This window comes from Xenorhabdus sp. KJ12.1, from assembly GCF_963876495.1.
Classification (GTDB): domain Bacteria; phylum Pseudomonadota; class Gammaproteobacteria; order Enterobacterales; family Enterobacteriaceae; genus Xenorhabdus; species Xenorhabdus stockiae.
In genome coordinates this window covers 1-11,011 of sequence record NZ_CAWNQH010000096.1, presented here as the reverse complement: position 1 = coordinate 11,011, position 11,011 = coordinate 1, and the positions used below count along the sequence as shown (strand labels likewise).

At 32.6% G+C, this 11,011-nt stretch carries 11 protein-coding genes and 4 pseudogenes; 4 read left to right on the top strand and 11 right to left on the bottom strand.

Features of this window, described 5'->3' with window-relative positions:
• A pseudogene (locus AACS92_RS17585) lies at nucleotides 1-100 on the top strand (IS200/IS605 family transposase); the annotation flags it as partial.
• A gap of 121 nt (nucleotides 101-221) precedes the next feature.
• Nucleotides 222-569: pseudogene (locus AACS92_RS17580) on the top strand (IS1 family transposase); the annotation flags it as partial.
• A gap of 79 nt (nucleotides 570-648) precedes the next feature.
• Here AACS92_RS17580 and AACS92_RS17575 read toward each other — a convergent pair.
• From AACS92_RS17575 to AACS92_RS17525, 11 genes are read right to left on the bottom strand one after another with little or no spacing between them, the layout of a single operon-like run.
• Complete coding sequence (locus AACS92_RS17575; RefSeq protein ID WP_193757009.1) at nucleotides 649-1,380, bottom strand: sugar phosphate nucleotidyltransferase; 732 nt, start codon at nucleotides 1,378-1,380, stop codon at nucleotides 649-651.
• A complete protein-coding gene (locus AACS92_RS17570) occupies nucleotides 1,373-2,023 on the bottom strand; it encodes an HAD family hydrolase (RefSeq protein WP_099111865.1) in 651 nt (216 codons plus the stop codon). The genes AACS92_RS17575 and AACS92_RS17570 overlap by 8 nt, the downstream gene beginning before the upstream one ends.
• Nucleotides 2,020-2,652: a hypothetical protein gene (locus tag AACS92_RS17565; protein WP_099111864.1), complete on the bottom strand. Its 633-nt coding sequence runs from the start codon at nucleotides 2,650-2,652 to the stop codon at nucleotides 2,020-2,022. The genes AACS92_RS17570 and AACS92_RS17565 overlap by 4 nt, the downstream gene beginning before the upstream one ends.
• A 2-nt stretch (nucleotides 2,653-2,654) precedes the next feature.
• The gene (locus tag AACS92_RS17560; RefSeq protein ID WP_099111863.1) at nucleotides 2,655-3,386 is read right to left on the bottom strand and encodes an ABC transporter ATP-binding protein; all 732 of its coding nucleotides are present in this window, start codon (nucleotides 3,384-3,386) and stop codon (nucleotides 2,655-2,657) included.
• Complete coding sequence (locus AACS92_RS17555; RefSeq protein WP_099111862.1) at nucleotides 3,383-4,201, bottom strand: ABC transporter permease; 819 nt, start codon at nucleotides 4,199-4,201, stop codon at nucleotides 3,383-3,385. The genes AACS92_RS17560 and AACS92_RS17555 overlap by 4 nt, the downstream gene beginning before the upstream one ends.
• Before the next feature lie 8 nt (nucleotides 4,202-4,209).
• Nucleotides 4,210-5,268 (bottom strand): WavE lipopolysaccharide synthesis family protein, encoded by a 1,059-nt coding sequence (locus tag AACS92_RS17550; RefSeq protein ID WP_153044797.1) that lies wholly within the window; start codon nucleotides 5,266-5,268, stop codon nucleotides 4,210-4,212.
• Nucleotides 5,269-5,299: 31 nt separating this feature from the next.
• Complete coding sequence (locus tag AACS92_RS17545; protein WP_099111860.1) at nucleotides 5,300-6,229, bottom strand: NAD-dependent epimerase/dehydratase family protein; 930 nt, start codon at nucleotides 6,227-6,229, stop codon at nucleotides 5,300-5,302.
• Complete coding sequence (locus AACS92_RS17540; protein WP_099111859.1) at nucleotides 6,216-7,241, bottom strand: WavE lipopolysaccharide synthesis family protein; 1,026 nt, start codon at nucleotides 7,239-7,241, stop codon at nucleotides 6,216-6,218. The genes AACS92_RS17545 and AACS92_RS17540 overlap by 14 nt, the downstream gene beginning before the upstream one ends.
• A complete protein-coding gene (locus AACS92_RS17535; protein ID WP_099111858.1) occupies nucleotides 7,232-8,884 on the bottom strand; it encodes a glycosyltransferase family 4 protein in 1,653 nt (550 codons plus the stop codon). The genes AACS92_RS17540 and AACS92_RS17535 overlap by 10 nt, the downstream gene beginning before the upstream one ends.
• A 1-nt stretch (nucleotide 8,885) precedes the next feature.
• A complete protein-coding gene (locus AACS92_RS17530) occupies nucleotides 8,886-9,641 on the bottom strand; it encodes a glycosyltransferase family 2 protein (protein WP_099111857.1) in 756 nt (251 codons plus the stop codon).
• Between the two features lie 12 nt (nucleotides 9,642-9,653).
• Nucleotides 9,654-9,971 (bottom strand): hypothetical protein, encoded by a 318-nt coding sequence (locus AACS92_RS17525; RefSeq protein WP_099111856.1) that lies wholly within the window; start codon nucleotides 9,969-9,971, stop codon nucleotides 9,654-9,656.
• 503 nt (nucleotides 9,972-10,474) lie between these two features.
• Here AACS92_RS17525 and AACS92_RS17520 point away from each other — a divergent pair.
• Nucleotides 10,475-10,856 (top strand): annotated as a pseudogene (locus AACS92_RS17520) (IS1 family transposase); the annotation flags it as partial.
• Nucleotides 10,857-10,912: 56 nt separating this feature from the next.
• A pseudogene (locus tag AACS92_RS17515) lies at nucleotides 10,913-11,011 on the top strand (IS630 transposase-related protein); the annotation flags it as partial.

The following is an 11,011-nucleotide window of genomic DNA, read 5'->3' as shown; positions in this document are numbered from 1 at the left end:
TGAAGCGACAATTCAAAAGTATATCAGAGAGCAAGAAAAGTCGGATTTAATCTCGGATAAATTGAGTAGTAAAGAGCATGTAGACCCCTTCAAGGGGTAAGCCAAAAAAGCAAAGACACTTAGCTTGAACGAAGAGAAAGCCGCGTCATTTAGGTGCAGTCGGTAACAAGCCCTTATAGGGCAAGAGCAAACCACCCGTTATACGGGTGGTTATGATTATGAATAAAAAGTGCCAACGTTGGTTATGGTATGCTTGGGAGCCCCGTCTAAAACGTATCATTGCACATGCTTTTGATAGACGAAACAAGAAGACACTGAAAAAGTGATTGAAAGAGCTGCCTAAATTCAAGGTAGCCTTTTGGTGTACTGATCATTACCGAGCCTATAATTTACTGCCTTCAGCCAACCATCTTATTGGAAAATATTTTACTCAACGTATCGAACACGAAAACTTAACCTTACGTAACCGAATTAAGCGTCTGAACCGTAAAACACTCGGTTATTCAAAGTCACCTGAAATGCATGACAAAATCATTGGCACTTTCATTGAACGTGAATATTATGTTTGAGGGTGATCAACGCTTTGAATACATAACCACAATATCTAATCATAGGGATATGGTCGAAAACTTTATCTCAACCCAGTAATCAAGTCTGGGAGAATTTAAATGACTTAATCGCGTTGATATCATAGAAACTATGATAAACAGGATCATTGAGAGGTCTACATTTTATTAACTTTCCTAATAAAACAAGCTCGTTAAGGCAAGATGAGATATAAAAATTATTATTAATTTCTCCTCTCTTTCTGATAAGATTTTTTGCAGCATAGATAAAATCATCCGCTTTTTTAAAATAATAAAGTCCTGCAACAGCCATTCTGCTTATTGCTTTCTTTTCTTCGGCCTGAATTACGCATCCTTGATTATTAACCTTAACAAAAGACCATTTGGGATGAACAGATTCGAAAGTTAATACCCCAGCATCAGCCTTCATTCTACGAAAATCATTAAGTATGTCTTGTAAATTATCATTTATATAATGATCAGCAGAGGTAATAATAAGTTCATTATCAAGAAACATCTCATCGATTGCCATTAAACAGCTACATACTGCTCCTCTTGTCTGTCCTAATAAAGGTATTATCTTACTATTGTTATTTGTGATAGTCTTAATAATCTGCTCCAGTCCGAAATTATTTAATTTCTCAATAGGGACAACGTATATTCTATTACTTTTCTCCTTTAATGTTTCAAAAATTTCTTGCGAGTACTCAAATAGAGTTTTATTTAGAACCTCAGTTAATATTTTAGGATAGATGAGATCACCAGAAATTTCATATAACTCTCTCCCACTCATAGGAATCACAATATTAATCATGGCTGCCACCTTGTGCATTTTCTATTTCATAGATTTTATTCTTAATATTATCATAGGTGACATCATAAACTGTTCTAACCTCCAGCACATGAGCACCACTTGCCTTAGCTGCTCTAACACCGTTTTCGTTATCTTCTACAATCAAGCACTCTTCGGGTATGAGCCCCATTTTATAAATTGAAAGGTTATACATTTCCGGGTCTGGCTTTACCTCATTAACATCTTGATTTGATATGAAAAAATCCAAATAACAGAGTAACTTTGCTTTATCTAGCATAACTTCCACAGAGTCTTTAATTGAATTAGATGCGACAGCTAATTTATAGCCTTCTTGTTTTAATGTGGATAAAGCATACTCATGATGAAACATTGGCCTACAAAACTTATGAACCATATCCATAGTATACTGCTGCTTCATTTCGTTAATAAAATCATGTAAAAGTTTAGACAAACCTTTTTCTCGACTAAACATCATCAGCTTATATTTAGTAGGTAATCCATCATAAACAGTTAAATGCTCATGAGGAGTAATCTCCAAACCAAATAATCCAAGAGATTTGTTAAGAGCTTCATAGTGCCAATCTTTTGCTTCAATGAGTACTCCATCCATATCAAATATAATCGCTCTAATCTTATTATTCATAAAAAGAACTCCGATGCTTTTTCAGGAAAGTCAGTACAAAGAATAACATTTGAAGAATTTAAAATATCTGACTCAAGAAACTTTATCCCCTCCCACTGTTTAATATAATTCAATTTATGCAATTCAGAAGAAACAATACATACTTTCTTACCATCCTCTATTACTTTTTTTATCAATGATTCATTCACCATTGTTTCTTTAAATCCATCAAGCCAAATTCCCTTGGCATATTTATATAGACCATTAATCACCTCATACTTACTCACTCTAATGTACGTATTCATTCCCGCCGATAAGTATCCGAGAGTATCAGGAATAGACATGTCAAATAAAAAATAATTACTAATCTTATAATCGTAAAGGTACTGTTTTATCTTTGATTGCAGACCATCTGATTTAATATTAAAAGCGAGTAAATTTTGTATTCTGTATTTTTTATAGCTCTCTAAAAACACATCAAATCTTAAAGACTCTTTAGTTGCAATATCATGACTGATAACCAAATCCTCATTAAAATCTCTAATATCTATTTCTATTCCATACCCTAGTGAAAATGCTCTTTCGAATGCTATGAGCGTATTTTTTTCACTATCTTTAATCCAATATCCACGATGAGAGATAATAATCATTGTTACTCGCCATTTATTAATTTGTTGTATAAGGTTGTAGCTTCACCTGTTTCACCATGAAATATCAGTTTCCCTCTTTCCATAACAAGGCATGTATCACATACCTCCCTAATCTGCTCAAGGCTATGGCTGACAAAAAAGACAGTCTTACCTTGTTTAATAATTTCCCTGATCTTGTCCAAACATTTTTGTTGAAACTGTATATCTCCCACAGTTAAAGTCTCATCAATTACTAGAATATCAGAATCTAAATGGATACCTATTGAAAATGCCAATCTCATATACATACCAGAAGAGTAGTGTTTTACAGGCTCATCAATGAATTTTTCGACACCAGAAAACCCTATAATACTTTCAATATGAGTTCCTATTTCTTTTCTTGACATTCCTAGAATTGAACCACTTAAGAATATATTCTCAAATCCACTCAATTCATGGTGAAAACCGGTGCCAACCTCTAGCAAACAGGAGATAGAACCATTTACTTCAACTTTTCCCCTATCAGGTGATATAACCCGCGTCAAGATTTTTAATAATGTAGACTTTCCTGCACCATTTCTACCTAAGACACCAACAGATTTTCCTGAATAAATTTCAAAGCTAACATTATCTATAGCACATAATCTTTCAGTCTGAGTAAAATCTTTCCTGGCAAACGAGAGGATGTCTTTAATATCCCTGGATCTTTTTTTATTTATTTCGTAAAATTTACTTACAGAGTTAAATTTTATCATTCGTAATCTGCTATCACTCCATCGTTAGATATAAAATAATATATTCCAGCCAGCATTATCACCACTGCACTAATTAAGCCACACACTAAAGCCTGGATATTTACCCCCCCCGCCCCTAGGATTGCCCATCGTGATAGTTCAATTATCCCTGTAAGAGGATTAACTAAATAATATATTTTATAATTATCAGGAACTATAGATAAAGTGTACACAACCGGAGAAGAAAAAAATAATATTTGATTAAATAAAGGCAACATATGACGAATATCCCTATACTTTAGTTTTAACACAGCCATCACACAACCCACACCACAACCTAGCATAAAAGTTATTAATATGCATGGAATGAGAAAAAAAAATCTTAAAAAGATAAATTCAGTCAGGCATATAACTGACAGCGGAATAAAAACAATAAAAGCAATAAAAAAATCAATTAGAGCCACAAAAACGCTTGCTATACATAGAGACAAACGAGGGAAATATACTTTTGTAATAAGGTGCATGTTATTTATTAGAGCGTCACTAGAAACCATCATACTATTTGAAAACAACCCCCAAAATAAAATACCTGAAATCAGCACATACGCATACGGCGCATTATACTCTGGGGTAGGGATTTTCACTAATAACCCAAAGACGAATATATACAAAATAATATTTATCCCTGGATTTATAATAGCCCAGATAATTCCCAATCCAGTCTGTTTATAACGGACTATAAAATCCCTCCTAATTAATTCATAGATTAGATTACGAGAGTTTATTATTTCTCTAAAATTTGTTTTATTAGACGGAGTTGAAATAAAACCTTTCATAGTAATAATCACCCTCTCTTTACAAAGAGCCGATAAGTCAATCTACGAACAAATCTAAACCTCAGCAGCATATTCCTGATTAAAAAATATATTTTCATAGAAGTTATCATTAATCCTCTTATTCTTTGACCAAGGGAGTATTCGATTGGCTTATGGATGACATATTTCCTATACAAATTAATCCAATCATCTCTTCTATATATACTCAACCTTCCTTTATTGAAGTAATGCTTGCTATGTTTTGGCCAGCAAAAGCCTATTTCTTTAGTATCGAATGGAATAAAGTTATTAACATAGTATATTTCAGATTTAACAATATCACTTGATGTATAATTGAAATTTCCTTCAAAAACATATCTACCACCATTTATCTTTTTAATACATTCCACCCATATATATTGCTCGGGCGAATATCGCATATAGCATATATTTTTCAAACTAATTCTTTTTTCTATTATTTTCGGTTTAGAAAGTGGTATTTCGAATAATTTCAATAGATCAGAGGTAAGACCAGCAAATAATATATCTCCTGGATGGAATAGAAATGGCAGATGACTATGTGGATTTCTAGCGAATAAATTACAATTAATAACATATCTGTCGAATACACAAAATTTAGTCATTCTACTTATAACGTCGACGTTATCCAACTTGTTTTTTCTTAGTATTTCATCTAAAAAATAGATTATTTTTTTATCGTAAAAGTAAGAATCAGTGCGTATTTTTATTGATATTTTTTTTGATGATGATATTAATCCATTGTAGGTTGATACGATCATACGATTTAAGTTTGTTACAAATTTAATACCATCTATATCTTTAGAGATACTACCTATATCTTTATTGAAAATAAAAATGACATCTTCATAATTTTTCATTAAATTAGTTTTTATATTATCTTGCACTTCCCACGTCGATACTATTATCTGAGAACCTTTAAAATTACTTCTAACCAAATCAAGGTTTCCAATAAATTTCTTATCAATCATAATAGATCCTCTTTCGACAATAGGTCCTTGCATTATAATTGAGACATCGCTCTCTGCTATTTTATTCAAAAATTTCATGATAAGGCTTCTAGTTCTAAAGTGAATAAATTCAAAATCTCTTATTTTCTGACCAATCAATAAAAGCAGATATTCCTTCTTTTAATGAGACCTTTGGTTCCCAACGAAGTTCTTTTTTAGCCAGCGAATTATCAAGTACAATTTTATCGACTGCTGAAATATTAGCCTCTCTTAAAATATAATTAACTGTTTTATTCGAAACGAGAGTAAAACATTCTATAACATCTAATATACTATAGGATACTCCTGAACCAGCATTAAATATCTTATGTGTACCTGTATAATTGGCAAGTTTGAATAAAAATGAGCACAAATCATCAATATAGAGATAATCTCTCAATGCCTGACCATCACCAAAAACTGATAAATAGATTTTTTTCTCAATAGAGTCCATAATTGCAGGGATTAATCCTTGTCCACTTCTCGCTTTCTGACCGGGGCCATATGGATTTGCAATGCGTACTATATGATAATTAAGGCCATAGTTTATACCATAGACGCTAAGATAGTTTTCTTGTGCAATCTTATTTGCCGTATAAATGCTTTTTGCTAGGAGAGGATGTGATTCTTTACAATGCTCTCCTCTAGTATCTCCATAAATTGTTCCACCAGATGAAGCAAAAATAAATTTGATATTTTTCGCATTTGGCTTTATCTCTTCTAAGATTTTAATAAATGGTAGTATATTTTTAGTTACACTATCTATCGAATACTCTAAAGATTCATTGGGAAGATATATATTAGCAAGGTAGTAAAGCGTAGCTTTTGATATAAGTAGACGTTCAATAAATTCGAAATGATTTAAAAAATAAATGTTATTCGATTTTATTCCATTCTCTTTTTCACCTTCGCGTAAGTAAAGAAATAAATTTCCTGAAAACCCTGTTCTACTCAGATACTCCACGTATCTAAAACCTATAAATCCTTTCCAACCGATAATAAAAACATCATTTGAAAACATAGTATACTCTCTTCGCAAGTTTATACATTAGTGGATGTAATATAGGAGGTAAAAATTTATATGAACTATCAAAAACCCTCTTCAGAGAAGATATTAATATTTCCTTCTTGTTATATAAATCGACATTAAACCTATATATTTCCATTCTAAAATAGATACGTGAGATATAGTCCATTATATTTTCTTTTATTATTTTCCTATGCCCTATCAACTCACTAGCTAGATAGTTTTTTGCATTTTCTAGTGGACCGCCAGGAAATGGCTCCATTACGAAGAAGTAAGGAAGTACATAGATTTTTCCATTTATAAATTTCTTCCATCTTAGACCAATATCCCAAGAATTTATTATATATATATGTTTTTTTAATTTATCCTCACTATCCTCTTTGGTATTCAGTGTTATTTCACCAATATTATTTAGGTAATTTAAAAATAGCCTAGACTCCGGCCAAAACAAATGCAATGTATCAGTTTTCCCATTGCGTACCAATTCTCTTATTCTAAGCAAGCAATCCATATGTGTTTCAGTAAAATATCGTTTAGGATAATAATTCATTAATGTTTTTCTTGTACCAGCTAGAAACATATCAGATGGATGATACATTCTATCTTTCCTAGTATAACAATTTGTTGTTATTAATTTATCATGAAGAAATTTTTTTTTATTATTATAAATATCAATAAATTTTTTATAATTGATAGTCTGATCCATTCTAACCTTAATGATGAAGTCACTTTCATTAGGTATTTCTCTCAATGCAGTGTTAATTAAGTTAATTTGTCTGTTAATGTTGAAAAAACCAGGGTTAAATATATCGGTATTACTAATTATTTTAATTCTATTTTTAATGCCATTGTTGTGATAGTTTTCATCACACAGAGATTCTATTTCTGCTATATCTTTATCGTATGCAGAGATGATTAATTTTGAATTTGGTAATGTTTTTTTTATATTAGAAAGGTTATGCAGTAAGAAATTTCTTTCTAATGGACCATGAATTATTATGAACATTTGTCACCGCAATATAGATGATTGTAAAGATCAATTTCATATTTTATGTATTTTCCCAAGCCGCATTCATTTTCTTTCTCTTTATCCATAAAAAAAATGACATCGTTGCATTTAATTAAAATATTTGCAATTAGACTTAATAAATTCCACTCACTAGAAATTTCAATATCCTCTAAAGATAGAGTCATTTTAGAGAAAGCCTTTTCTGAAGCAAGAATTTCTTTCATAGTTCCATATGGGGGTGAGAATGAAAAACATGATGCTACTCTCACTGGAGGATAAAAAATGTTATTTTCATCAAATCTATTATCTTTAGCCAAAAGAGTTATGTACTTGGCAGTACAAATTATATTTCTCCATTCAGGGTTCCTTATATCATAGAATTTCCCATCATAATAAAATTTGCTAGGCTGTTCTTTTTCATTTTGATATACCAATATATTATCAGTTTCCAAGCAAACTACTTTAGGTATACGTTTATATATTTTTGAATATGAATCAAATCGCCTCTGTATAGAGTTTTCAAAATTAGTTAAATTTGTTAAAGAGCATCTTTGTTCCTTTCGTAATTCACATCGTTGCTTTTCACTTAATACACTATAATTTTTAATTACCCGTTCTATGTCATGGATAGAGTTTTTTTCAAAATTGTAAACAGACAGCAAATTTTTATTTATATCAGCAATTCCACTAGTTTTACTGCCAATAACAAAGACACCATAATTAATTGCTTCCAGAGCTGTGTTCGGAAAGTTTTCATATGGTGATGGAATAACAAAAAGATCAAAATCAGTATAGCTATACTGTAACCTCTTATATGGTATAAAATCGTAAAAGTGGAATTTGTCCTTATAGTTAGGTGGTATTATGCCATAGCAATATTCCATATAATCTTGCTGAGTATAAAAATCAACTCCGCTATTTCCAATTAGGGTTATTTCTATATTTACTCCTTGATTTAATAAATTACAAGATGCTTTTATCAACAACTCCTGTTTTTTTCTTGACTCGAATCGTCCAAATGATAGGATTCTTAACTTATTATTTTCTCGGCCTAATTTATTTTTTACCTTATAGTCATCACTCACTTGATAATAAGAAGGACAAGCACAGTAGTTTTCGCAATGCATCTTTCCTAGATAGTCAGCTAAGAAATTTGAAGTGGAGTAGTTTGCATCCGCAAGAAGAGACTGAGTTCGTTCCGATATATAAATGACTTTCATCCATGCAGGAGCACATTGGATAAAATCTAGGTAGGTTCCCCATTCCCACACTTCCCTAATTCCTGTATGGTGATTATTTACAAATATACAATCATAGCTGAGCTTACTAATTGCTCTTTTTGATAATGTGTAGCTTATTAAGCCTAAAAAATCAGCAGATTCGACATAATTAGGTTTTATTTTCTCTAAGAGATCATCAACTGCCTTAGAGTTTTTTAAATTGTCATTTTTATCTTTTATTTTCCATGACAGAATTCCTGGCTCATCAATCTCAGTTCCATGGAAGAAAATAACATGTACTTCAAAACCTAATTTTCTAAAACCTTTAGCAGTTAATTCAATATAAGTAGCTATTCCACCTTGACCTTTATAGTATCCGCACTCATGCCCTACGAAACAGATCTTTAGTTTAGATTGCATATTAAAAGTCCAGCGCTCTATTAGATAATTCTAGTGATAAGAAGAGGTTCAAATCTGATGGAGTTCCCAATCCATACATTCCGTTTGCTTCTTCACCAATATTATATATTCCAATTCTAGAACCATTTTCCTTATACATGTATGTATGCACAGGAGCTACGTAAAATTCGCCATTGCTACGCTCATCTCGTTCTATCATGGTTCTGGCATGAACACAAAAATCAGAACCTCTCCTATAATTATAAATTCCTACAGTTGCCTCATCAGATATAAGCTTTTTTTCAACTACCTCACTTACATATCCACGACTATCAGTCTTAACAAAGGACCATTTCGGATCATTTGACTTCATGGTCATAATCAAACCATCAAGATTCTCCGATTGCATATAAGATAAGTAGTCATCAATATCGATATCAATCCACTGATCGGAGTTAGCTATCATAAGTGGTTCGTCGTTGTTTATCAGATAATCACTGAGCATAACAGTGCATGCAGCACCTTCTGTAAATCTATTAATTCCAATGACTTCACACCCTGGCGCTATTTTTTGTAATTCATTTTCATAATTATATTTCTCTAAATGTTTTTGCTGACAGATAAATATAAACCTGTGTCGACACTTAGGTTTAAGATTATGTACTACAACTTCAATCATTCTTTTACTACCTAGCGGAATAAATGGTTTAGGATCCACATATCCTGCCTTAGAAAAGCGGCTACCACGTCCTGCCATCGGAATAACGATATTTAGCACTTAGCCATCTCCTTAAAAGTATTTATCGTTTAGTGCACCCGGTAATTTCACAACTACCGTAATTGTGTCTTCTAGTGCTTCAAAATCCGCAAACTCTCCGGGAGATATTTTTACAATATCTCCCGGAGTTACCTCTTGGCTGTTTACTCTGGCTTTCCCAGAGATAATAACTGTAATTTCTGTTGCAATTTTATGGTAATGAGTTGCATCATAATCACCTGTCACGAAATGCTGGACCGCAACTTCTACACTGGTTGTCTTATATAAACTAGGCTCAAAACCACCTATAAACCAACCCCTTATCGAGTTTTCAAGTTTTAAAATTTCCATATATGCACCTTCTGAAAGCAATGCCTCAGTTTTTCTTATAACGGACAGGAGAGATTATATCTACATAGACTAATGCCTCTAATACGCATCTCTCGTTGATTTTACCCAAGGCTACCGCGCTAGGGGGCAGCCCTAGCATACCTTCCGGCACCTACCCACCAACTACATTGGCAAATGCAAGGATTTCTTTAGTAGACCTAACTTGTAAGTGTAGATAGGATTTTGTGGTTAATATGCTAATTTTAATATAATGTGATCCTTAATATATTTTTAATATTTATCATATTTACAGTATTGACAACTGTATTTTTTCACATAAACACCTTTAAAGTTCATATACAAAGTCATGCTCAAAATGATTAAATATTTTGATAATCCCCCTGTTTCTTATTATGAATGAGGCATGGCTAATATTGATGTGGCCTGTCGTTACTGTCATAAAATGGTCACGTATTCAACCTGTTGATGGTTGTGTATAATCGCCATTTTTTCGGAGAAGTCACATGGCGATTGTTGAAGTAAAATGCCACTTTGGTCAGCAAACTGAATATGTCAAAAAGCTTGGCAAAGGTGAGACAGGACACCAACGCTATCGCTGTTTTTCCTGCAAGCGAACCTTCCAACTGGATTACGCCTATCGCGCGTGCCAAGCTGGTATAGAAGAACAAGTTGTTGACCTTGCCATGAATATAATGCAGGTATCCGTGATACGGCCCGTGCATTACATATCAGTATCAATGCTGTTGCCCGTGTTTTGAAAAACTTAAACCACGATGCGTAACAACACTCCCGCTGGATGATGTCAACATTCAGCTCATTTGTGAAGTTGATGGAATGTGGTCATTTGTCGGGAATAAAAAATGCCAACGTTGGTTATGGTATAGCAGAATCATATTAATATGACATAATATCTGGATTCACCTAACAAAGGATAAAGTGCGATGGGCTACAGTCTGGATTTTCGAAAGCGAGTATTGGCATACAAAGACAAACATTCGTTGACTTTTGAACAAACGAGCGACCATTTTGATATTTCTATG

Coding starts and splice junctions, on each gene's coding strand:
- AACS92_RS17575 (WP_193757009.1), bottom strand. CDS start 1,380: ATGATTAATATTGTGATTCCTATGAGTGGGAGAGAGTTATATGAAATT.
- AACS92_RS17570 (WP_099111865.1), bottom strand. CDS start 2,023: ATGAATAATAAGATTAGAGCGATTATATTTGATATGGATGGAGTACTC.
- AACS92_RS17565 (WP_099111864.1), bottom strand. CDS start 2,652: ATGATTATTATCTCTCATCGTGGATATTGGATTAAAGATAGTGAAAAA.
- AACS92_RS17560 (WP_099111863.1), bottom strand. CDS start 3,386: ATGATAAAATTTAACTCTGTAAGTAAATTTTACGAAATAAATAAAAAA.
- AACS92_RS17555 (WP_099111862.1), bottom strand. CDS start 4,201: ATGAAAGGTTTTATTTCAACTCCGTCTAATAAAACAAATTTTAGAGAA.
- AACS92_RS17550 (WP_153044797.1), bottom strand. CDS start 5,268: ATGAAATTTTTGAATAAAATAGCAGAGAGCGATGTCTCAATTATAATG.
- AACS92_RS17545 (WP_099111860.1), bottom strand. CDS start 6,229: ATGTTTTCAAATGATGTTTTTATTATCGGTTGGAAAGGATTTATAGGT.
- AACS92_RS17540 (WP_099111859.1), bottom strand. CDS start 7,241: ATGTTCATAATAATTCATGGTCCATTAGAAAGAAATTTCTTACTGCAT.
- AACS92_RS17535 (WP_099111858.1), bottom strand. CDS start 8,884: ATGCAATCTAAACTAAAGATCTGTTTCGTAGGGCATGAGTGCGGATAC.
- AACS92_RS17525 (WP_099111856.1), bottom strand. CDS start 9,971: ATGGAAATTTTAAAACTTGAAAACTCGATAAGGGGTTGGTTTATAGGT.